This is a genomic window from Sulfuritalea sp., from assembly GCF_031426875.1.
Taxonomy (GTDB): Bacteria; Pseudomonadota; Gammaproteobacteria; order Burkholderiales; family Rhodocyclaceae; genus Sulfuritalea.
The window spans coordinates 37,838-60,889 of the sequence record NZ_JASJPC010000027.1 but is presented as its reverse complement, the minus strand read 5'-3'; the positions used below and the strand labels follow the sequence as shown (position 1 = coordinate 60,889).

Below are 23,052 nucleotides of genomic sequence, written 5' to 3'. Positions count from 1 at the left end.
AGCCCTTTTTGTGAATCTAGTGCATTCGACGATCTCAGCCGATTAGAACTTCATCCCGTAAGCGATGCCCAAGGAGTTCTGATACATCTTGATGGTTTCGGTGCCACCTACGCCAAAGTAAGGATTTGTGGCACCAGAAACTGAATTTTCCTTGGCATGCATATAAGCCACCGTAAGCTCTGAATCCTTGGTTACGCCATAGGTCATACCCAAAGTGTAGTGGTCAGTCACCACGCCAGGCGCCAGAATATTGAAGGTCTGCTCGCCCGATTTAACCGGATTGCTGCCCTTGTTAAAACCAGCCCGTAGCGTCAATTTGTCATTGTATTTATATTCGACACCCAACTTCACGACGTCAACATTGGACCAGCCAAATCCCAGACCCTCGCTATTGCCAAGTTGAAACGGACTTCCGGCGACAGTAGCTGCTGGGAATGAGGCTACGGCGGAATTTGCAACGGATTTGACTTTCGAATATTGAATATGTTGGTAATCCAGCGCGATCGTCACGGCCGGGGTAGCCTTGAATGCGACACCCAAGTTCCAGTTCGCCGGGATATCGAAATCGCCCTGTTCCGCTAATAGGCCAGCGTATCGGCTGAACTTGCTCATGTTGATTTCAGGAGAATAGGCTGCACCCAAGGTAACACTATCCGTAACCTTGCCCTGCCAACCCAGCCTGATGCCCCAACCAGTGGAAGAGTCGTGCCCTTGATTGAAGAGCTTGGTTGCGTCTGAAGAAAGGCCAGCAAAGGCTTGGAGCCCATTCTCACTAAAGCGCTGGTAGACAAACAAGGGCGATACACCAATGGCGTTGCTTGCATTTATCTTGTAAGCGAAGGTTGGCGCAACGATGAGCTGCTCTAGATTGACGCCCAATTTTCCAGCGCCACAAAGAGGATTACTGGCAGGCGCGCCAAGGCCACACTGGTTGGCAGCCACGGAGGTACCGCTCGCATAATCGGTATTCATACCGCCGTTACCATAAACAGTAATACCCAGCGACATTTTTTCGCCCAGCATCATGTTGTAGCCAAATTCCGGCACCAGAAAATTATTGCTGCTGCTGGCTTCATCAAAAGAAGCGCCACCACCTGATCGGCTTGCGCCGCGCTTCGGACTGAACCAGTCGATGCCGACATCCAGTCGATCACCGGCAAACACCATGCTGGCCGGGTTGTTCGCGCCACCCATGGCGTCGCTCGCCGTAGCAGTCGCGGCGCCGGCCATGCCCTTGGCCTTCATCCCATAGCCATGTGAAAAATACCCGTTGGTGGCAAATGCCGAACCGGATGCCGCGGCAATAGCCACAAGTACTGCGATCTTTTTCATTTTCATCACGATCTCTCCCTGAGAGGGTTTAATTAATTTCAACAAGTTAGAGTTGTAAGCTAAAGTGATTCACTAAGTCCAGACGAACAGCATCGTCGTCCGAACTACTGTCGCATTCTTGCTACATAAACAGGCTGACGTCAGCTTGCTGTGCGACAGGCAGGAAGGTCGCTGCGCCGGCGTAATCGAGGCCGCCGATGAAATCGTCGTGGCTGAAACCGAACAGATCGACGGTCATCTGGCAGGCGATGAACTTGACGTCCGCTTCCTGCGCCAGGCCTCGCAATTCCTCGATGGTGGCAACACCGTTGTTCTTGATGGTCTGCTGCATCAGCATCGTGGCGACGGTCTCGAAACCCGGTACGCCGGCCTGGATGATGTTGGGAATATTCCAGTTGATGCCCTTGAACCAATCGGGACCGAACGGCATTTTCATCGGCATGCCGGGGTTGCCGAGCGGGCTCACCTTGAGGTCGGAGACATCCTTCTTCAGCAGGTTCAAACCATAGAAGGTGAAGAAGATCGAAACGTCCCAACCCAGCGCTGCAGCTGTCGAACCAAGAATGAAGGGCGGATAGGCCCAGTCCAGCGTACCGCGGGTGGCGATGATGGCCATCGACGGCGTTTTTGATTCTTCGCGCTGGCGCAATGCTTCTTCGAGCTTTTGCGGCAGCAACTCTTCCAGGCGGCGATTGACGAGTTCGTCGATACTGGCTATTTCCGGGATAGCGCCCATGGGTTTCCTCCTGGTCGAGATGACCAACATGTTTGATGATTAAATAAATCGCACTGCAGCAACCAGATGATTTTTTCTATGCCCCTATAGCGAACGGTAATTCGTTGAGCATTGAAAAGTACCGCAGGGACGCATAGCGCTGGCACTACCACTACGACGACATGCGCCCTGCTGCGACCGAGACAAAATAGCCTACCCTCGGCAGGCCTTCCCACTCAAGCGCCGTAGGCTACTTGCGCTTCATGAAGAATTCGAATTCCTTGTCCTTCTCGGCGCTGGCAAGCAGTTCATTGCCCGTCTGCTTGGCAAACGCGGCGAAATCCTTAACCGAGCCGGGATCGGTGGCGATGATGCGCAGCACCTGACCCGATTGCAGTTCGGCCAGCGACTTCTTGGCGCGCAGAATGGGGAGCGGGCAGTTCAGGCCGCGGGCGTCGAGTTCCTTGTCGAAGTTCATGTTCTCTTCCTCTCTCTTGACTTGGTTATGGTGGTACGGACTTGGTACTTTAGCGATTGATAATATACATAAAGTCCCCTCGCGACAACAGGTCTTAGGCGATGGACTGGTAATACAGGTTCTGCGGGTGGTTGGCCTGGGCGAAGAAGAACCAGCGCTCGGCCAACAAACCGAAGTACTGGATGACAAAGGCCGCCACCAGCAGCCCCAGGGTGCCTTGCATGCCGGACACCAGCAGCAGCAGCGGCAATGGAAACACGGTGAGCATGAAGAACCACTTTATGCCGCGCAGCACGGCAACCGGCTGGCCATGAAAGAACTCGCGTGTGTTGAAACTGCCGCCCATGAAGCCCTGGGTCTTTTGCACTATCCGCGGATGCTTGATGCCGATCGCGGTCTGCAGTGTCGACTTCGGCTTCAACCGTGCATTGCGATACAGCGAGGCGCTGCGACCAACCAGGCCGAGCAGGGTGATGATCGCCGCCCAGCCCGCCAGGAAACTCACCAGTTCCGGTGCGGTGAAGGCGGCAAATGCCGCGGCCAGAGAAAAGCCCGAGGCGCCGCCGAGCAGGACGTAATTGATGACCGTCAGCGGCGAATGCCATTCGGCGAGAAACTTCAGGCAGGCATAAATCATGGCGGTGCAGAGGAATAGCGCAAACGCGAGTACCGTTCCTGCCACGCCGAGAATCGCCGTGGGATCAAGCGGCAGCTCGCCGGGCAGGGTCATCAGCAGCGGATGCCAATCAAGCCAGTGCGCCAGGCCATACAGGAACACCACGCCCATGAAGGCCGGCAGCACGATCACTTCGCGCGACAGCCAGGAGGTCCGCCACTTGGTCGCGGTGCGCCAGGCACGCTCGGGATGGCCCAGATGGAAGAAGGAGGCGATGAGGCCGGCAACCAGCAGCACTAGCGCCAGAAGGCTGCCCTGACCGTAGAAGGCATGGGCATCCGGCTGCGGCAGCAACTTGAAGGCAGCATAGGTCTGCGCGGTGAACAGGGCGAGAAACAGCCCCTGGGCGGCGCCGATCAGGGTGGTCAGGAATATGACTGAGAAAGCCGGATGCATTTTGTGTTCGCTTACCAGGTGGTGACGTCGTCGAGCGTCGGCTCGCTCATGGCCGGCTTGGGCAACTGGCGATCGACCTTGAGCGGATTGTCGGCGCGCTCGAGCTCGTCATCGTGGATCTTGATGCGGGTCTTGCGCCGCGGCAGATAGTGATTGGCGGGGTGCGTGCCCCACTCCGGCATCAGCGGATAGCCACCGCTTTCGCGGATCGCGATCGACACCGCCGATTCGGGATCGTGAACATCGCCGAAAAGGCGTGCCGAGGTGGGGCAGGCCATGACGCAGGACGGCTTGCGATCGGCCTCGACCATGGAGGTGTCGTAAATGCGATCGACGCACAGGGTGCATTTCTTCATCACCCGCTGCTGCTCGTCGAGTTCGCGCGCACCGTAGGGGCAGGCCCAGGAGCAATACTTGCAGCCGATGCACTTGTCGTAGTCGACGAGAACGATGCCGTCTTCCTTGCGCTTGTAGGAAGCCCCGGTCGGGCATACCGGCACACAGGGCGGATCCTCGCAATGCAGGCAGGATTTGGGGAAATGCACCGTCTCGGTGTTGGGAAATTCGCCGACCTCGAAGGTCTGCACACGGTTGAAGAAGGTTCCCGTCGGATCGGCGCCGTAAGGATTCTGATCGACCATCGGCCCGGCGCTACCAGCGGTATTCCATTCCTTGCAGGAGGTCACGCAGGCCTGACAGCCGACGCAGACGTTGAGGTCGATGACCAACGCAAGCTGGGTCATAGCGAGCACTCCAGACTGGCCAACTGCGTCATTTCGGCTTGACTCCGAGGAACGCAAGGATGCTGCTGCGCGTCTTCATTCCCGGGTAGGGCTTCATGGTCGCGAACTGCGGCGAGGTTTGTTCGGGTTCGCCGGCCTCGGCCTTGCTGATTTTCACCCGCACGTCGTACCACGCCGCTTGTCCGGTAATCGGGTCGGAGTTCGAAATGCGCGTGGAACCGGCACTGGGCAGTTCTTCAGAAATCAGATGGTTGAGCAGGAAACCCTTCTGCGATTCATTGGCATCGGGCATCAGGTTCCACGCCCCCGCCGCCTTGCCGATCGCATTCCAGGTCCACACGGTACCGGGCTCCACCGCTTCCGAGTGACGCGCCATGCAGCGCACCTTGCCCCACTGCGATTCGACCCAGATCCAGTCGCCGTCGGCGATGCCCTGCTGACGCGCGGTCAAGGTATTGACGTAGAGGTAGTTGTGGGTGTGGATCTGCCGCAACCAGGCATTCTGCGAATCCCAGGAGTGATACATCGCCATTGGCCGTTGCGTCACGGCGGCCAGAGGGTACTTGTGCTTGTCGGTGACCTGCGCTTCGAGCGAATCGTAGTAGAAGGGCAGCGGATCGAAATAGGTTTCGATGCGCTTCTTCAAATGCTCCGGCGGCTTGCGCGTCAGACCCTTGCCCTGTGCGGCAGTGCGGAAGCGCTGCAGGACTTCGGAATACAGGTGGATCAGGATCGGCTCGCCATAACGCGTGATGCGGTTGCGTTGCGACCATTCGAGGTAGCCCTTGTTCCAGTTGCGCATGTACTGGTAGGACTTGGGCAGCTCATAGTGGAACACGCAGTTGTTCTTCTGATACATCTCCCACTGGTTCGGGTTCGGCTCGCCGCGCAGGGACTTCTCGCCGCCCTTGCCGCGCCAACCGGCGAGAAAGCCGATGCCGGAGCCCGGCTCGGTCTCGTAGTTGACGATGAAATCGGGGTAGTCGCGAAACTTCCGCTCACCGGCCGGCGTGACGAAAGCCGGCAGCTTCAGGCGCGTGCCCAGTTCGATCAGCACTTCCTGGAAGGGCTTGCAGTCCCCCGAAACCGGCACCACAGGAATCCGCACGGAGTCGACCGGGCCGTCGAACTCGGAAATCGGCCGGTCGAGCATGGACATCACATCATGGCGTTCCAAGTAAGTCGTGTCCGGCAGGATCAGGTCGGCATAGGCCGTCATCTCGGAGTGGAAGGCGTCGCAGACGACGAGGAAGGGAATCTTGAATTCCCCATTCTCATCCTTGTCATTGAGCATCTGCCTGACCTCGGCAGTGTTCATGGTCGAATTCCACGACATGTTGGCCATGAAAATCAGCAGCGTGTCGATGCGGTAGGGGTCGCCGCGCCAGGCATTGGTGATGGCGTTGTGCATCAGGCCGTGCACCGAGAGCGGATATTCCCAGGAAAAAGCCTTGTCGAGGCGCACCGGACTGCCATCGTCATTGACGAACAGGTCATCGGGATCGGAGGGCCAGCCCAAAGGCATGCCATCAAGCGGACGATTGGGCTGCACGCCGCGCGGATCATTGGGCGTGCGTGCGCAGGGCGGAATCGGGCGCGGGAACGGAGCCTTGTGGCGGAAGCCGCCGGGCCGGTCGATGGTGCCCAGGAGCGACATCAGGATCGCCAGCGCGCGTATGGTCTGGAAGCCGTTGCTGTGCGCCGCCAAGCCGCGCATGGCGTGAAAGGCCACGGGGTTGCCGGTCACCGTGTCGTGTTCGTTGCCCCAGGAGTCGGTCCAGGCGATCGGCAGTTCTATCTTCTGGTCGCGCGCGGTGACGCCCATCTCATGCGCCAACTGACGAATGACCTCGGCCGCAATGCCGGTGATCTGGCTCGCCCATTCCGGCGTGTAGTCCTTGACCCTTTCCTGCAGCAACTGGAAGGCCGGCTTCACCCGCGTGCCATCCCTCAAGGTGAATTCGCCGAGCAGGTAGGGATCGGCGTCTGCTTCGTGCGTCACCACCGCGCGGTTGGTGTTGCGGTCCCACCAGAGCTTGTCCTGCGGCTCGTAGCAGGCTTCCTCGGTGGGCACTTCGGTGCGCACGAAAAAGCCGAACTCGTCGTTGCTCTCGCTGACATTCACCAGTTGCCCGGCGTTGCTGTACTTGACCAGAAAATCCCGGTCGTAGAGTCCGGTGGCAATGATCTCGTGAATGATTGCCAGCAGCAGTGCGCCATCCGTGCCGGGGCGGATCGGCACCCATTCATCGGCAATCGCCGAGTAGCCGGTGCGCACCGGGTTGATCGAAATGAAGCGACCGCCATCGCGCTTGAATTTGGACAGCGCGATTTTCAATGGATTCGAATGGTGATCCTCGGCCGTGCCGATCATCACGAACAGCTTGGCACGATCGAGGTCGGGCCCGCCGAATTCCCAGAACGAGCCGCCTATCGTGTAGATCATGCCGGCTGCCATGTTCACCGAACAGAAGCCGCCGTGCGCGGCGTAGTTGGGCGTGCCGAACTGGCGCGCGAACATGCCGGTCAGCGCCTGCATCTGGTCGCGGCCGGTGAACAGGGCAAACTTCTTGGGATCGGTCGCGCGAATTTTGCCCAGACGCTCGGCCAGGGTGGCGAAGGCCTCGTCCCACTCGATCTCTTCGAAATCGCCGGCACCGCGCTCGGCCCCGGCCTTGCGTTTCAGGGGCTTCAGCAGGCGTGCCGGGGAATACTGCTTCATGATGCCCGAGGAACCTTTGGCGCAGATCACGCCCTTGTTCAGCGGGTGATCCGGATTGCCGTCGATGTAGCGCACCACGCCCTCGCGCAGATGCACCCGGATGCCGCAGCGGCAGGCGCACATGTAGCAGGTCGTGGTCTTGACTTCCTGGAGCGGAGAAATTGTTGCCGTGGCGTCTTGCATTAAGGGAAGTCGTCGCGAGTCCGGGAAAGCTACATTAGAAGGTCTCGATATTCTGACGATAAGGCCGGTTCGGGCACAAGGGGATAATTTCTATTTTTCGATAAGCAACAATGATTGCCCGGGTTCAGCCGCTCGCTGTAGAGTAGCCGGCCCGCGTTGATGCGTGCAGAACCCCGCCCGAAGGCGAAAAGCCATGAATATTCCAGACTTCACCGATAGCGAATTCCAGCTGGTCAACCAGATCCTGTTGGAACGTTACAGCCGCCTGGTTCCGTTGCAGGCGGCCGACGTCGAGCTGCAGCTCGATCCGGCAAGCGAGACGCTGACGACCTGCCCCTCGCTTTACTGGAACGAGCTGGGTGCCGAATTCATCGTCAGCAAGCTGGCGGACCAGCGTTTCCGCTGTCAATTCTTCTATTCGGCCGATGAACAGTTCGGCACCGGTCGCGACTTCTATGACAATCTTGGCGATTGCGTGACCAATCTGCTGCAGATTCAGGCCGACCACCACGCCACGCGTTCGTCGTCCTTGACCGAAACGCTCGGCAACAAGACCCCGCCGCAGGACGAGGACTACCACGGCCCGGTCATCATATGACGCTAGAAAGAGCACGCCAGCTGCTCGGTACTCAGATCAGTTTCGGCGGCGGCTACAACCGCAACGGCGCGCGCCTGATCCTGGCCGAGGTGGCCAGGGAGCACGGCCAGGAGGCCGCAGATGCGCTGATCCGCGAGCTGGGTCTCGAACAACTTTTCGGCTTTACGCCGGGCCAACCCCTATGAAGATCTGCATCCTCTCGGACAGCCACGACCGCGGACCGATGATGGCGGCGGCAGTCGCCACAGCCAAAGCCGAAGGTGCAGAGGCAGTCATCCACTGCGGCGACATCATCGGCGGCAACACCCTGAAGGCATCGCTCAAGCACGGCCTGCCGATCCATGCCGTGCACGGCAACAATCTCGGCGACCCGGTATCCATCGCGCGCATCGCCTGCCATTCGGAAGGCCAGTTGCACTATCACGGACAGGATGCAGCCATCGAACTCGGCGGACGGCGCATCTTCCTGACCCATTACCCCCACATCGGTCATGGCATGGCCTGCACCGGCGACTATGATCTGGTCTGCTGTGGCCACAGCCACGAAACGGAAATTCGCCAACAGGCCAATATCAAGGGCGGCCTGACCTGGTTGGTCAATCCGGGTACGGTAGCGGGTCTCGGGGCACCGACCGCAACCTGGATATTCGGCGACCTGGCGACGCTCAAATTCGAGATTCGTGAACTGGCTCCGGAGTCCGCGACGAAGCAATAGATCGATCCCTGCCGGGGCCGCTGCCGCTGCAACTTGTCGCATTCAGCTTTTCTATTGGAACATTGGAAGATTGCACAGGTCGTAACCGCTGCAGTCGATAAAATTCGCGGCACTCAAGAACATTAATCCCGGGAGCTCGATGTGACGGCTTCAATAGCAACCAACCAGACGATCTTGGTCGTCGGCGGCGGCATCAGCGGCATGACGGCGGCCCTCGAAGCCGCGGAGTGCGGCAAGCAGGTGATCCTGGTCGAAAAGGCTCCCGTTCTGGGCGGCCGCACGGCAAGGCTGTACCGCTACTTTCCAAAGATGTGCCATCCGACCTGCGGGCTGGAAATCAACCTGCGGCGCCTCAAGCAGAACCGCAACGTGCGCCTGATGACCATGACCGAAGTCACCGCCGTCTCCGGCAGCCGTGGCGACTACACGGTGACGCTGAAGGTGGCGCCGCGCTTCGTCAATGAAAACTGCACCGCCTGCGGCAAATGCGGCGAGGCCGTCTCCGCCGAAGTGCCGAACCCGTGGAACTACGGCCTGGACAAGATGAAGGCGGCCTACCTGCCGCACAACATGGCCTATCCGCAACGCTATGTGATCGACCCCTCGATCGTCGGCACGCCCGAGGGCGAGAAGGCCAAGGCGGCCTGCCCGGTCGGTGCCGTCGATCTCGAGATGAAGGAGGAAATCGTCACGCTGCAAGTCGGTGCCGTGATCTGGGCCACCGGCTGGCGCCCATACGACGCCAACAAGATCCAGCCTTATGGCTACGACCGCTTCCCCAACGTGATCACCAGCCTTGAATTCGAGCGCCTGGCCGATCCGCAAGGCCCCACCGGCGGCAAGATACTGCGCCCTGGCGACGGCAAGGAGGCGAAGAACATCGCCTTCATCCAGTGCGCCGGATCGCGCGACGAAAACCACCTGCGTCACTGTTCGCGCATCTGCTGCATGGCGTCGCTCAAGCAGACCCAGTACGTGCGCGAAGCTTATGGCGATGCAGGCAAGTCGACCATCTACTACATCGACATCCGCGCCATCGACCGCTTCGAGGATTTCTACCAGATGGTGCAGAAGGACGCTACCGTCAGTTTCGTCAAGAGCAAGGTGGCGAAGATCGTCGAGAACCAGGAAAACGGCAACCCGATCCTGCACGGCGTCGATACCGAGGGTTACCACCGCTACGCCACCGAGCATGACCTGGTGGTGCTGGCCGTGGGCATGGAACCCGAGATCACCGGTGTGAAACTGCCCGACGACATCATCCTCGATTCCTCGAACTTCATCGAGGGCAGCAAGGACGGCGGCATGTTCGGCGCCGGCTCAGCAGCCAGCCCGCTCGATGTCAATCGTTCGGTGCAAAGCGCGACGGCCGCATCGCTGCACGCGATCCAGATCGTTAACAAAACAGCCAGAGCGGAGGCATAGAAATGGCTGACAACAAATACGCCGCATATATCTGTTCCGGCTGTGGCATCGGCGATGCCATGAAGGTGCCGCAACTCGAGGCCATTGCCAAGAAGGAAGGCAAGATGGCCATCGTCAAGAGTCATCCCTTCCTGTGCAATGCCGAAGGCGTGCAGATGATCAAGGACGACATCGCCAACGAGGCCGTGACGCATGTCTGCATCGGCGCCTGTTCCCGTCGCTCCAAGACCGAGGCCTTCCAGTTCGACGGTGTCGCCATGTCACGCGCCAATCTGCGCGAAGGCGTGCTGTGGGTGGTCACCGCCGGCAAGGACCATGATGAAGTGCGCCAGGAAATGGCCGCCGACTACATCCGCATGGGCTGCGCCGAACTCAAGAAAATGACCCCGCCGGCAGGCAACGCCAAGGAAAGCTCGAGCAAGCGCATCCTGGTCGTCGGCGGCGGCATGTCGGGCATGACCGCGGCTCTGGAAATTGCGGCGACCGGCTACGAGGCGGTGCTGGTCGAAAAGACCGGAGCGCTGGGCGGCATGGCGGCGCAGCTATGGAAGCGCCAGCCCTTCAAGGAACCCTATTCGCAAGCGGAGGAGACCGGCGTGGCCGAAATGGCCGCGGAGATTGCCGGCAACCCGAAGATCAAGCTGCACCTGAACTCGACCATCGCCGAAACTTCAGGCGCGCCCGGTCGGTTCAAGATCCAGATCGCCCAGGAATCGGGAACCGTGTCGGAGGAAATCGTCGGCGCCATCGTGCAGGCGACGGGCTTCACCACCTACGACATGGCCAAGCTGCCTGAACTGGGTGGCGGTCAGCCCAACGTGGTCGACCAGGCCGGGCTCGAAGCCCTGGCCATGGCCGCCAAGGGCGGTGCGATCAAGCGCGCCGACGGCAAGGAAGTGAAATCGGTGGTCTTCGTCCAGTGCGCCGGCCAGCGCGATGCGACCGGCACGCACCTGTCCTACTGCTCCGGCCACTGCTGCGGCACCAGCATCAAGCAGGCGAACTATTTCAAGGACCAGAACCCCGACATCGACACCGTGGTCATGTACCAGGATCTGCGCGTGCCGGGCATGGGCGAGGATTTCTACCGCAGTGCGCAGGAAAAGGGCGTGATCTTCACCAAGGGCAAGGCCAGCAAGGTCACTGGCGGCGACAGCTGCAGCGTGACCTTCAAGGACCTGATCCTCGACGAAGAAAACACCATCGCCGCCGACCTGGTGGTGCTGGCGACCGGCCAGGTGCCGAACGCCGGCGTCGACCTCGAAGCCTGGAACCCCGTGGTGACCGCTGCCGATGGTGGCGACGCGGCGGCCAAGGCCGCGCGCGACGAGATGAAGACGATTTCGATCCTCAATCTCAACTACCGCCAGGGCCCGGACCTGCCGCAGTTCAAGCATGGCTTCGCCGACTCGCACTTCATCTGCTTCCCCTACGAGACACGCCGCACCGGCATTTATGCCGCCGGCCCGGTGCGCAGGCCGATGGACATCCTGCAGGCCACCGACGACGCCACCGGCGCCGCGCTGAAGGCGATCCAGGCCGTCGAGAACGCTTCCCTCGGCCGCGCCGCGCATCCGCGCTCGGGCGACCTGTCCTTCCCCACCGCACGCCTCGAAGGCTGCACCCAGTGCAAGCGCTGCACGGTGGAGTGCCCCTTCGGCGCGATCGATGAGGACGAAAGGCGTTTCCCGGTCTTCAACGAGGAGCGCTGCCGCCGCTGCGGCACCTGCATGGGCGCCTGCCCGGTGCGCGTGATCTCCTTCGAAAACTACTCCTGCGACACCGTCGGCAGCCAGGTCAAGGCGGTCGAGGTGCCCGACGAGGACGAAGAGAAGCCGCGCATCCTGGTGCTGGCCTGCGAGAACGACGCCTACCCTGCGCTCGACATGGCGGGCATGGCGCGGCTGACCCACTCGGCCTTCGTTCGCGTCATTCCGGTGCGCTGCCTCGGTTCGGTGAATACCATCTGGATCACCGACGCACTGAACGCCGGCTATGACGGCGTGATGATGATGGGCTGCAAGAAAGGCGACGACTACCAGTGCCACTTCGTCAAGGGCTCGGAACTCGCGCACTACCGCATGAGCAAGATCGGCGACACGCTGACCCAGCTCGGCCTCGAACCCGAACGGGTGCAGACGCAGGAAGTCGCGATCACCGACAACGCCCGCGTGGTCAAGCTGATCAACGACTACGTCGCCGAACTCGAGAAGCTCGGCCCCTCGCCCATGAAGGGCTTCGGCTGAGCCAGGAAATGGAGACGCGATCAATGACAAACAACGCAACTGCGGCCAATCAAGCCGCGAATTCGGGCGCACTGGAACGCTACCGCAACAACTTCCTCAAGGAAGTCGAAGCCAACGTCGAAGAAGGCCACATGGTCAAGATGTGCATGCAGTGCGGCGTCTGCGCCGGCTCCTGCCCCTTCGGCCCCGACTGGGAACATTCGCCGCAGAAGATCTTCATGATGATCCGCGCCGGCAAGCGCGACGAAGTGCTCGGCTCCGACTCCATGTTCATGTGCACCTCCTGCTACAACTGCATGGTGCGCTGCCCGCGCCAGTTGCCGATCACCCACATCATGCACGGCCTGGCCAACTACGCGCATCGCCTCGGCATCGCGCCCAAAGGCCAGCCGACGCGCGAGTTCGCCACCCTGTTCTGGAACAACGCGATCAAGAAGGGTCGCGTCAATGAACTGACCCTGACCCTGCGCCACTACTTCCGGGGCGGGCTGGTTTCCGGCATCAAGGAAGCGCTGGGCATGCAGAGCATCGGCCTCGGCCTGTTCCTGGCCAAGCGCCTCAATCCCATGGAAATCTTCGGTGGTCACGCGATCAAGGATCTCAAGGGATTCCACGCCATCATCGCCAAGGCCAAGGAAATCGAGGATCGCAAGAAGGGCTTCAGCGCCTGAGGAGGCAAGACAAATGGCAAAGAAAGAATACGCGTTCTATCCCGGCTGCTCCTCGCAGCTCAAGGCCTCGGCCTCGAACTACCTGGTCTCGACCAACGCCATGTGCAAGGCGCTCGACGTCAAGCTGACCGAGATTCCCGACTGGAATTGCTGCGGCGCCTCGGTGGGCTACTGCGAAGGCGGCGAATTGCCGCGCATCGCGATCAATGCACGCAACTTCGCCCAGGCCGAAACCCATCTGCCGGGGCAGGACATCGTCGCCACTTGCGCCGCCTGCTGGCTGGGCGCCCGTGAATCCAAGGAACGCCTCGATGGCTCGGCGCAACTGATGAAAGAGACCAACGAGGCTCTGGCCGCCGCGGGACTGCACTACAGCGGCGGCGCGAATGTGCGCCACATGGTCGAAGTGCTGATCGAAGACTTCGGCTACGAAGGCCTCAAGCAACCGATGAAGAAGTCGCTGGAAGGCATCAAGTTCGCCGGCTATGTCGGCTGCCAGACCAACCGGCCGTTCGGCATAGACGGGGAATCCTTCGAGAACCCGCTGTACCTCGACAAGATGGTCGAGACCTTCGGCGGCGAAGCGCTCAAGACCTACGACCAGAAGGTCACCTGTTGCGGTGGCGCGCTGGCGTTCTCCGAGCCGGAGAAAAGCCAGAAGCAGATTCGCGACATCGTCGAATCGGCCTACGACCACGGCGCCGAAATGATCGTGACGCCCTGCCCGCTGTGCCAGGCCAACGTCGAGGTCTATCAGTCGGAAATCAACAAGAAGCAGGGCACCAAGTTCAACATGCCGGTGCTCTACTACTCGCAGTTGATGACCGTCGCCTATGGCGGCTCGGCCAAGGATGCGGGCCTCAACGGTCAGCTGATCCGCGCAGAAAAGCTGGAAAAGATCGCCGGCAAGTAAGCCACAAAGAGTTGGCGCTGACACCACGGCGACGAATCGCCGTGGTGTCAGCGCCAACTTTCATCTTGAGTCAGTCGAAGCCTTCGTCACCTTCGGATTCGGCTTCCATGGCGCGCTTCTTGGCCGCCTCACGCTCTTCGATCAGGCGTTTTTCCTGGACCTTGGCCAGACGCTCCTGGGCTGCCTCGGCATTCAGCGCGATACTCTCTTCGCCGAACAATACCTGACGCAGGAAGCGGAAGGCGAATTGCAGCAGCGCGACGTCATCGGCGAGCAGGACATCCTTTTCCGCTTGCGGCAGATCGAACAGCTTGGCAAAGGACTCCGCACTGACGAATTCACGGAAGCGGTCGATGTCGTAGCAGGCCATGAAAAACAGCTGGCGGCTGCGCAGGGTCGGCTTGCCGATCGACGGGCCGGAGGACTGCTTCTTCAGTACCAGCTGGCGCCAGCCGCGCGCCAACTCGTCATACTCTTCGAGCCCCTGTTCCTTGCGATAGTCGGCGATGGCGATACGGCGATTGACCTCGTGGCCCTTGCAGTGGTCTTCCTTGACGATGGCGTAGGAGTCGCGGTCGACGTATTCGTCCTGCTTGCGCATCGAGAGCAGTGCTACCGGGTAGTAGCGGCAGGCGGTCGGCCGGTCCTCATAGATGCCACAGCCCTCCGGCTTCATGAATCGACAGGCGGTGCCGCCCTCCACCGGGCGCAACTTGACTCCGGCAATACTGTCCTTGTCCATTTCATAGGGCACCGTGTAGTTCTTGAGGAACTCGGTGGAGCTGATGCCGAGGCGGGTCTTCATCCGCACTACGTCATAGGGCGTCAGGGAAATGTCGATGTTGGAGCAGCAGGCATTCCAGCAGCCGATGCCCTTGTGGCAGGAGAACTGAATGACGTACTTCTCGTCCACCATGGTGGGGAGGACGGGACTTTGCGGAAAGGGAATATTGGGCTGGGACATTTCAGGGATCAGAGGTCAGGGATCAGAAAAAGAACAGGCCGGGAGCCTTGCGGCTTCCGGCCTGTATGTTACAGCCTAGCCGCGCTTAGTGCGGAGCCGCGGCCTTGAACAGCTTCGACTTGTCGACCAGATCGACGTGCTTGCGCTTGAAGCAGGTCCACTTCTTGGAGTGCTTGTCGTAGATCGAATTGACGAAGCAATGCCAGTTCTCTTCATCGACGAAGTTCTTGTCGGTGCGATAGTAGAAGCCCGGGTAGCGGCTCTCTTCGCGGAACTGGATGTGCTTCATGTGGGCTTCGGCCGTCAGGATGCGATGGTAGTTTTCCCAGGCGCGCAGCAACTCATGCAGGTCCTTCGCACGCAGCTTCAGCGAGTCTTCCTTCAGCATCTCGAGCTTCTCTTCGGCAACCGCCAACATCTTGTCGTTGGTGTTGTAGTAGGTGGCGACACCGGCAACGTACTCGTCCATGATTTTCTGCAAGCGCATCTGCAGCATCTTGGGCGTGATGTAGTGCGGGTTGACGTCAATCGCCGTGGTGTAGTCCTTGTGCTCCAGGAAGGTACGCACCGGCCTCCAGATCGTTTCGGCGATCTGTTCGCTGGTCTCGTCGAACTCGAGCTTGTAATCGGGATTGTCGAGCACGTACTTGATCATCGACTTGGCGGCCAGACGGCCTTCGGTATGCGAACCCGAGGAGAACTTGTGGCCGGAGGCGCCCACGCCGTCGCCGGCGGTGAACAGGCCCTTGACCGTGGTCATCGAACGATAGCCCCAGTTCCAGCCCTTGGGCAGGTGCGCAGGAATGCCGTCGTATTCTTCGGTGGTCGGTGCGCCGACGTCGGTCGGGCCGGACACCCAGATGCCGCAGCAGCCGGAGTGACTGCCCAGCAGGTAGGGCTCGGTCGGCATCAGCTCGGAATTCTTCTCGCGCGGATCGATGTTCTCGCCGACCCAGATGCCGCACTGGCCGATACACATGTCGAGGAAGTCTTCCCAGGCTTCGGCTTCCAGATGCTTCACTTCCTTCGGCGTCAGGGTCTCGGCCAGCTTGGCCAGGGCGGTGACGGTGTCCATGTAGATCGGGCCGCGACCTTCCTTCATTTCCTTCAGCATCAGGTGGTTGCGCAGGCAGGATGCGGGAACGGCGGCCTGCCCGTAGGGCGGGTAGTCGTTCAACATTTCCTTGTTCTTGACCATGTAGTCTTCGCCGTAGGCGTTGGTGGCCTTGGCCTTGAACAACAGGAACCAGGCACCGACCGGGCCGTAACCGTCCTTGAAGCGGGCGGGCACGAAGCGGTTTTCCATCATGGTCATCTCGGCGCCGGCTTCGGCAGCCATGGCGTAGGTCGAACCGGCGTTCCACACCGGGTACCAGGCGCGGCCCGAACCCTCGCCCACGGAACGCGGACGGAACAGATTCACGCAACCGCCGGCGGCCAGCATGACGGCCTTGGCCTTGTAGATGTAGATCTTGTTCTCACGCACCGAGAAACCGGCAGCGCCGGCGATACGGGTCGGATCGTTCTTGTCGTTGATCAGATGCACGATGAACACGCGCTCTTCGATGCGGGCGAGGCCGAGTGCCTTCTTGGCGGCTTCGGCGACGATCCACTTGTAGGATTCGCCGTTGATCATGATCTGCCACTTGCCCGAACGCACCGGCTGGCCGCCATCCTTCAGGGCCGGCAGGCCTTCCTTCTGCGCCTCGGCGCCGTCGTGGCGCACGCCTTCGGAGTCGGTCTTCCAGATCGGCAGGCCCCACTCTTCGAACAGATGCACGGAGTCGTCAACGTTGCGGCCCACGTCGTAGGCCAGGTCGTCGCGGGTGATGCCCATCAGGTCGTTGGAGACCATGCGCGCGTAGTCGGCGGGATCCTGCTTGTCGCCGATGTAGGTGTTGATCGCGGACAGGCCCTGCGCCACGGCGCCGGAGCGGTCCATGGCAGCCTTGTCGACCAGCTTGATCTTGAGTTCCTTGCCGGTCTCGGCCTTGAGGGCTTCGGCCCAGCGCATCATTTCATAAGCCGTACCGCAGCAGGCCATGCCGCCGCCGATCAGCAGAATGTCCAGTTCTTCGTGGACGACTTCCGGTGCTTCAAATGTTCCAGCCATTTTTGGTTCCTCGATTTGTCAATTACTTGCGGATCAGTTCGGCGGGGTTGCCGGCGCGGAAGCCACCCATCATGGAGCGGGTGAACACACCGTCAACGGTGAGTTCGGACATCTTGGGCATCGGCTTGCCGCCGTAGCAGTCGATCGAACCTTCTGCCGTGGTGCGGATCGGGAACTTGAAACGCTTCAGGGTGCCGTTACGGAACTTGATGGTCCACATGATGGAATCGGAACCACGCAGCGGTTGCACCGAACCGCCCAGCGGCACGATGTCGGCATAGTGACGGCATTCGATGGCGCCCTGCGGGCAGATCTTGACGCAGGAGTAGCACTCCCAGCACTGCTCCGGCTCTTGGTTGAAGGCTTTCATGGCATGGCCGGTTTCGGAACCGTCCTTGTCCAGCTTCATCAGATTGTGCGGGCAGATGTACATGCAGGCAGTCTTGTCCTGCCCCTTGCAGCCATCGCACTTCTCGGTACGAACAAAGGTTGGCATTTGGTTTCTACTCCTAGGTTACGGTGTTAATGATCAAAAAATGCACGTGGAAAAGCTGGGGTTCTGATTCTTCAGCGGGCCGAGTGTCCGGACAACTTGACCTCGACCTTCTCATGCTCGGCCAGGCTGGCGTAGTAGGCGCGCAGCACCTCCAACACCTCGGGCCGCGAAAATTCGGCGGGTACATCGCCGGCTTCGGAAAGCATCTTGCGCAACTTGGTGCCGGACAGCAGCAGCCGGTCGGCCTCGCCATGCGGGCAGGTGCGCGCCGAAGCCATGCCGCCGCACTTGTAGCACCAGAAAGTCCAGTCGATCTTCAGCGCCTGGGTTTCCAGCGCGTCCTTGGGAATTTCTTCGAAGATGTGATGGGCATCGAAAGGCCCGTAATAGCTGCCGACGCCGGCATGGTCGCGGCCGACGATCAGGTGCGAGCAGCCGTAGTTCTGGCGGAACAGCGCATGCAGCAGCGCCTCGCGCGGGCCGGCATAGCGCATGTCGAGCGGATAGCCGGCCTGCAGCACGGTGTTCTTGACGAAATAGTGCTCGGCCAGGGTGGCGATCGCCTCGGAACGCACGTCGGCGGGAATGTCGCCGGGCTTCAGGTTGCCCAGCAACGAGTGGATCAGCACGCCGTCGCAGGTCTCGATGGCGATCTTGGCCAGGTACTCGTGCGAACGGTGCATCGGGTTGCGCGTCTGGAAAGCCGCAACCTTGCTCCAGCCCATGGCCTCGAACTGCGCCCGGGTTTGCTTCGGCGACAGGAACAGGTCGCCGTACTTCTCGGGGAAATCGCCCTGCGAGAGAACCTTGATCGGGCCGGCGAGGTTGACCTCGCCCTGCTCCATGACCATCTTGACGCCGGGATGCTCGATGTCGGTGGTCTTGTACACCGTGGCGCACTCGTGCGCCTTGTTGATCGAATACTTCTCGGTCACCTTCATGGTAGCGAGAATCGAATCGTCGTCCGGATCGATCAGCGCGATATCGCCCCCGGTGTGGAAGCCTGTCGCTGTGGCCGTGTCGGTCGACAGCGTGATCGGGATCGGCCAGAACAGCCCGTTGGCCATTTTCATGCCGTCGCAAACGCCCTGCCAATCGGTGTGGGTCATGAAGCCTTCGAGCGGCGTAAAGCCACCGATGCCGAGCATGATGATGTCGCCCTTTTCGCGCGAGCTGACTTTTACCTTCGGCAGCGACGAAGCGCGTGCCAGTTCGGAAATCAGCGCCTCGCCTTCCAACAACAAGGGTCGCAGATTGCCGCCGCCGTGCGGATTGACCAACGCCATGCCAAGCCTCCTCGAATAATGGTTATCGTTTGATAGTCGGCAGGTTAACAATTTCCCCTCTGCGCGCCAATGCGATTATTTCTATTTGGCGATAAGGGGATTGTTTATGGGCCTTGCGAGCGAGGCTGCCGGCAGCTCTGGTAACATTTGCCGGGTTCAATACGGCCCAACCAATCCCTCCAAAAATGAAAGCAGTAATACTCGCCGGCGGACTGGGTACGCGTCTGGCTGAAGAGACCGTGCTCCGGCCAAAACCTATGGTCGACATCGGCGGCAAGCCGATTCTCTGGCACATCATGAAGGGCTATGCGCACTTCGGCATTACCGACTTCGTGATTTGCCTCGGCTACAAGGGTTATATGGTGAAGGAATATTTCGCCAACCTGGCATTGCACAATTCGGACGTGACCATCGACCTGGCGCAAAACCGCGTCGATCTGCATCAGAACCAGTCCGAGCCCTGGAACATCACGCTGGTCGATACCGGCGATAGGACGCAGACCGGCGGCCGTCTGCGCCAGGTGCGCCGCTTCGTTCACGACGAAGATTTCTGCATGACCTATGGCGATGGTGTAGCCGATGTCGACATCGGCGCCTTGCTTGCCTTTCACCGCGCTGAGGCCTGCCTGGCCACGGTCACCGCCGTACGTCCGCCAGCGCGCTTCGGCCGCCTCGACCTGGAGGGTCGGCGCGCCCGCGGGTTTCAGGAAAAGCCGCGTGGCGACGGCGACTGGATCAACGGCGGCTTTTTCGTGCTGTCGCCGGCGGCACTCGACCATATCGGCAGCGACGACACGCTATGGGAAAAGGAGCCGATGCAACAACTCGCCGCCACCGGCCAGTTGGCCGCCTTCCGCCATGACGGCTTCTGGCAACCCATGGATACCCTGCGCGACAAGCATCACCTGGAGGATCTCTGGGCCAGCGGCAACGCCCCCTGGAAACTTTGGTCATGAACCCGAGCTTCTGGAAGGGCCGCCGGGTTTTCCTGACCGGCCACACCGGCTTCAAGGGTGCCTGGCTGGCGCTATGGCTGCAGAAAGTCGGCGCTGACGTGACGGCGTTTTCGCTGGCGCCGCCGACCCAGCCCAATCTGTTCGAGTCCGCACAGGTAGCCCAGGGTCTTACGTCCATCATCGGCGACATCCGCGACTACGATGCGCTCGCCACAGCACTGAGCGAAAGCAGGGCCAGCATCGTTTTCCATCTCGCGGCCCAGGCGATCGTGGCCGAGGGCTATCGGTTCGCCCGCGATACGTTTGCCAGCAATCTGACCGGCACCGTCAATCTGCTTGACGCCTTGCGCGACTGCCCGACCGTCGAAGCCGCGGTGATCGTTACCAGCGACAAGTGCTACATGCCCTCGCAGGATGGCAAGCCTCTGCATGAAACCGATCCGCTGGGAGGCAAGGACCCTTACAGCGCCAGCAAGAGCTGTGCGGAAATCGCCACGGCCGCCTGGAGAGAGTCATTCTTCCACACCAGCGCCTCACCGCGCATCGCCACGGCACGCGCCGGAAATGTGATCGGCGGCGGCGACTGGGCGGCGCATCGACTGCTGCCCGACCTGGTGCGCGCATTTGCCGCCGACCAAACACTCATGCTGCGCATGCCCGACGCGATTCGGCCTTGGCAGCATGTGCTTGAAGCGCTGTCAGGCTATCTGGTGCTGGCGCAGCATTTGTGCGATAGCGATGGGGCGCGCTTTGCCCGGAGTTGGAACTTCGGCCCAGCGGATGCGGGCCATCTGACGGTGGGAGAAGTTGCCGCGCGCTGCGCCGATCTCTGGGGAGGGGGCGCCCGCATCGAAGTCGCCGCAGGCAATTTCCAGAAGGAAACCAAATCCCTGCGCCTCGACGCCGCGCTGGCACACCAGGAACTTGGCTGGCGCCCGCACTGGTCGGCAGATGAAGCCCTGCGACGCACGCTGGACTGGTATCTGGCCTGGTATGCACAGCCGGGCGACACTAGCCGCATGCATGCCCTGACGCTGGCGCAGATCGACGACTACACTTCCATTCCATGAGCCTCGACCAACAACGGCAACGGATCCTCGCCCAAGTGCGCGACTATGCCGCGCAAAAGGAGCGGCGCGCGCCTTTCGTCCCTGGCCAGACCGCCGTGCCGCCGGCCGGACGCGTACTCGACGCCGAAGCCTACGTCGCGATGGTCGACGCCGCGCTCGATGGCTGGCTCACCACCGGCCGCTTCAACGATGAATTCGAGCGACTGATTGCAGAGCGAATCGGCGTGAAGCGGGCACTCACAACCAATTCCGGTTCGTCGGCCAACCTGTTGGCGCTTTCAGCCCTTACCTCGCCCTTGCTGGGCGAGCGCGCGCTCAAACCTGGCGACGAAGTGATAACCGCTGCAGCGGGCTTCCCGACCACCATCAACCCGATTCTGCAAAATGCGTTGGTACCGGTATTCGTAGACTCGAAGCTGCCTACCTACAACCCGACACCGGAATCCATCGAAGCCGCCATCGGCCCGCGCACCCGCGCCATCATGCTGGCCCACGCCTTGGGCAATCCCTTTGAAGCCGAAGCGCTACGCGCGCTGGCCGACCGACGCGGCCTGTGGCTAGTCGAGGACTGTTGCGATGCCTTCGGCTCGACACACCATGGCCGCAACGTAGGCACTTTCGGGCATATCGGAACACTCAGCTTCTATCCGGCTCATCACATCACCACCGGCGAGGGCGGTGCCGTATTCACCAGTGATCCACTGTTAGCGCGCGCCATTGAATCTTTTCGCGACTGGGGCCGCGACTGCTATTGCGCGCCGGGCAAGGACAATACCTGCGGCAAGCGTTTCGACTGGCAACTGGGCAAGCTGCCCTGCGGCTACGACCACAAATACACCTATTCACACGCCGGGTACAACCTCAAGATCACCGACATGCAGGCGGCACTTGGTGTCGCCCAGATGGCCCGCCTTGACGAATTCATTGCCGCGCGCAAGCGCTATTTTGCGCATTTGAGTGCACGGCTCGCGGCCTGCGAGGAATTCCTGATACTGCCCGAGGCAACTCCCGACAGCGATCCATCGTGGTTCGGCTTTCTGCTGACCCTGCGCGAAAACGCTCCGTGCAGCCGGGTAGACCTTCTGCGCTACCTCGATCAGCACAAGATCGGCACGCGCCTGCTGTTCGCCGGCAATGTCACGCGCCAGCCCTACATGCAGGGCCACTCCTATCGCGTCGCCGGAACGCTGACCAACGCCGACATCATCACCGAACGCAGCTTCTGGATCGGCGTCTATCCAGGGCTCAGCAGTGAAATGCTCGATTACGCTGCAGACCGGATCAGCGAATTTCTCGGCGTCGGATTTGTATAGTGGCCAGCGTCCCAGTCGCCGACCTTGACCATATCCTGGCGCATGGCAACACGCTCTGGCACGACTTGGCCGGTAAGCGCCTGTTCATCACCGGCGGCACCGGATTCTTCGGCATCTGGCTACTCGAGGCCATCGCCGCAGCCAATGATCAATTAAAAGTTGACGTTGGCGCCACGGTACTGAGCCGGGACCCGGTGGCCTTCCTGGCGCGCACGCCTCATCTGGCGCATCGGACTGAGTTCGACTGGCTGACGGGGCATCCCGCCAGCTTTGACTTCCCACAACGCCAGCACGACTACCTCCTGCACCTTGCCACCGCCACCAGCGCGCACAACGGTCGGACCGATCCGCTCGAGATGCTGGAAACCAAATTTGCGAGCATTCGCCACGTCCTCGACTACGCCCGATATGCCGGCATACGTCGCATGCTGGTGACCAGTTCCGGCGCCGTCTATGGGCGGCAACCGCCTGAACTCGCCCATGTTCCGGAAACCTATGCCGGCGCACCAGACCCAACGGACCCGGCTTCGGCCTATGGCCAGGGCAAGCGACTGGTCGAGCAGCTTTGCGCCATCACACCCGAAACCGACTGCGTCATCGCCCGCTGCTTTTCCTTTGTCGGTCCGCATCTGCCGCTAGATGCCCGCTTTGCCGCGGGCAACTTCCTCCACGATGCGCTGACCGGCGGCCCCATAATCGTCGGTGGTGATGGCGCGCCGCTGCGCAGCTATCTCTACGCCGGCGATCTGGCAGTCTGGTTGCTGAAGCTGCTGGTTGAGGGGCAGGCACGGCGCGCCTATAACGTCGGCAGCGATAAGGCCGTAAGCATCGCGGAACTTGCGCACTCGGTCGCCGCGGCGGCGGGCGGATGCGAGGTAGTTGTAAGGAAGGCTCGCGACGGCGGGCCTGTCCAGCGCTATGTACCTTCGATCACCCTTGCCCGCGAAGAACTGGGACTGGACGTGTGGACGCCGCTACCAGACGCACTGAGCCGCACGCTTGACTGGGCGCGCCGGCATGCAGCCGGTTAAAATCGGCCCA

General features: G+C 60.9%; 21 protein-coding genes. 11 read left to right on the top strand and 10 right to left on the bottom strand.

Annotated features, from left to right (window positions below; genetic code table 11):
* Nucleotides 1-42 precede the first annotated feature (42 nt).
* From RMO95_RS12705 to RMO95_RS12680, 6 genes are all read right to left on the bottom strand, one after another.
* Nucleotides 43-1,338: an OmpP1/FadL family transporter gene (locus tag RMO95_RS12705; protein WP_310451002.1), complete on the bottom strand. Its 1,296-nt coding sequence runs from the start codon at nt 1,336-1,338 to the stop codon at nt 43-45.
* A gap of 115 nt (nt 1,339-1,453) precedes the next feature.
* Complete coding sequence (gene dsrE2, locus RMO95_RS12700; protein ID WP_310451021.1) at nt 1,454-1,948, bottom strand: sulfur carrier protein DsrE2; 495 nt, start codon at nt 1,946-1,948, stop codon at nt 1,454-1,456.
* Nucleotides 1,949-2,297: 349 nt separating this feature from the next.
* Nucleotides 2,298-2,525: a sulfurtransferase TusA family protein gene (locus RMO95_RS12695; protein ID WP_294986737.1), complete on the bottom strand. Its 228-nt coding sequence runs from the start codon at nt 2,523-2,525 to the stop codon at nt 2,298-2,300.
* Nucleotides 2,526-2,619: 94 nt separating this feature from the next.
* Nucleotides 2,620-3,597, bottom strand: coding sequence for a dimethyl sulfoxide reductase anchor subunit family protein (locus tag RMO95_RS12690; RefSeq protein WP_310451001.1), 978 nt, complete (start codon nt 3,595-3,597; stop codon nt 2,620-2,622).
* A gap of 11 nt (nt 3,598-3,608) precedes the next feature.
* Nucleotides 3,609-4,340, bottom strand: a complete 732-nt coding sequence (locus tag RMO95_RS12685) for a 4Fe-4S dicluster domain-containing protein (RefSeq protein WP_310451000.1) — start codon at nt 4,338-4,340, stop codon at nt 3,609-3,611.
* A gap of 28 nt (nt 4,341-4,368) precedes the next feature.
* Nucleotides 4,369-7,245 carry a molybdopterin oxidoreductase family protein gene (locus RMO95_RS12680; RefSeq protein ID WP_310450999.1) on the bottom strand — a complete coding sequence of 959 codons (2,877 nt, stop codon included), beginning with the start codon at nt 7,243-7,245 and terminating at the stop codon, nt 4,369-4,371.
* A 193-nt stretch (nt 7,246-7,438) separates the two neighbouring features.
* Between RMO95_RS12680 and RMO95_RS12675 the strand changes: the two genes are divergently transcribed.
* From RMO95_RS12675 to RMO95_RS12645, 7 genes are all read left to right on the top strand, one after another.
* On the top strand, nt 7,439-7,843 hold the full coding sequence (locus tag RMO95_RS12675; protein WP_310450998.1) for a hypothetical protein: 405 nt from the start codon (nt 7,439-7,441) through the stop codon (nt 7,841-7,843).
* On the top strand, nt 7,840-8,028 hold the full coding sequence (locus RMO95_RS12670; RefSeq protein WP_310450997.1) for a hypothetical protein: 189 nt from the start codon (nt 7,840-7,842) through the stop codon (nt 8,026-8,028). Before RMO95_RS12675 ends, RMO95_RS12670 begins: the two co-directional genes overlap by 4 nt.
* Nucleotides 8,025-8,558: a metallophosphoesterase family protein gene (locus tag RMO95_RS12665; protein WP_310450996.1), complete on the top strand. Its 534-nt coding sequence runs from the start codon at nt 8,025-8,027 to the stop codon at nt 8,556-8,558. Before RMO95_RS12670 ends, RMO95_RS12665 begins: the two co-directional genes overlap by 4 nt.
* A gap of 141 nt (nt 8,559-8,699) precedes the next feature.
* Complete coding sequence (locus tag RMO95_RS12660) at nt 8,700-9,983, top strand: CoB--CoM heterodisulfide reductase iron-sulfur subunit A family protein (RefSeq protein WP_310450995.1); 1,284 nt, start codon at nt 8,700-8,702, stop codon at nt 9,981-9,983.
* 2 nt (nt 9,984-9,985) lie between these two features.
* A complete protein-coding gene (locus RMO95_RS12655; protein ID WP_310450994.1) occupies nt 9,986-12,229 on the top strand; it encodes a hydrogenase iron-sulfur subunit in 2,244 nt (747 codons plus the stop codon).
* Nucleotides 12,230-12,252: 23 nt separating this feature from the next.
* Nucleotides 12,253-12,900, top strand: a complete 648-nt coding sequence (locus tag RMO95_RS12650) for a 4Fe-4S dicluster domain-containing protein (RefSeq protein ID WP_310450993.1) — start codon at nt 12,253-12,255, stop codon at nt 12,898-12,900.
* Between the two features lie 13 nt (nt 12,901-12,913).
* Nucleotides 12,914-13,813, top strand: a complete 900-nt coding sequence (locus tag RMO95_RS12645; RefSeq protein WP_310450992.1) for a CoB--CoM heterodisulfide reductase iron-sulfur subunit B family protein — start codon at nt 12,914-12,916, stop codon at nt 13,811-13,813.
* A 70-nt stretch (nt 13,814-13,883) separates the two neighbouring features.
* Here the strand turns inward: RMO95_RS12645 and RMO95_RS12640 are convergent, their stop codons facing one another.
* From RMO95_RS12640 to sat, 4 genes are all read right to left on the bottom strand, one after another.
* A complete protein-coding gene (locus RMO95_RS12640; protein ID WP_310450991.1) occupies nt 13,884-14,777 on the bottom strand; it encodes a YkgJ family cysteine cluster protein in 894 nt (297 codons plus the stop codon).
* A gap of 85 nt (nt 14,778-14,862) precedes the next feature.
* Entirely contained in the window at nt 14,863-16,890 is a 2,028-nt protein-coding gene (gene aprA, locus RMO95_RS12635) for an adenylyl-sulfate reductase subunit alpha (protein WP_310450990.1), read from the bottom strand.
* Nucleotides 16,891-16,912: 22 nt separating this feature from the next.
* Nucleotides 16,913-17,386, bottom strand: coding sequence for an adenylyl-sulfate reductase subunit beta (gene aprB, locus RMO95_RS12630; protein WP_310450989.1), 474 nt, complete (start codon nt 17,384-17,386; stop codon nt 16,913-16,915).
* Nucleotides 17,387-17,457: 71 nt separating this feature from the next.
* Nucleotides 17,458-18,672, bottom strand: a complete 1,215-nt coding sequence (sat, locus tag RMO95_RS12625; RefSeq protein WP_310450988.1) for a sulfate adenylyltransferase — start codon at nt 18,670-18,672, stop codon at nt 17,458-17,460.
* 185 nt (nt 18,673-18,857) lie between these two features.
* Here sat and rfbF point away from each other — a divergent pair, with 185 nt between their 5' ends.
* From rfbF to RMO95_RS12605, 4 genes are read left to right on the top strand one after another with little or no spacing between them, the layout of a single operon-like run.
* The gene (rfbF, locus tag RMO95_RS12620; protein ID WP_310450987.1) at nt 18,858-19,628 is read left to right on the top strand and encodes a glucose-1-phosphate cytidylyltransferase; all 771 of its coding nucleotides are present in this window, start codon (nt 18,858-18,860) and stop codon (nt 19,626-19,628) included.
* Complete coding sequence (gene rfbG / locus RMO95_RS12615; protein WP_310450986.1) at nt 19,625-20,698, top strand: CDP-glucose 4,6-dehydratase; 1,074 nt, start codon at nt 19,625-19,627, stop codon at nt 20,696-20,698. Before rfbF ends, rfbG begins: the two co-directional genes overlap by 4 nt.
* Entirely contained in the window at nt 20,695-22,011 is a 1,317-nt protein-coding gene (gene rfbH / locus RMO95_RS12610; protein WP_310450985.1) for a lipopolysaccharide biosynthesis protein RfbH, read from the top strand. Before rfbG ends, rfbH begins: the two co-directional genes overlap by 4 nt.
* Entirely contained in the window at nt 22,011-23,042 is a 1,032-nt protein-coding gene (locus RMO95_RS12605) for an NAD(P)-dependent oxidoreductase (protein WP_310450984.1), read from the top strand. Before rfbH ends, RMO95_RS12605 begins: the two co-directional genes overlap by 1 nt.
* Nucleotides 23,043-23,052: the final 10 nt, after the last annotated feature.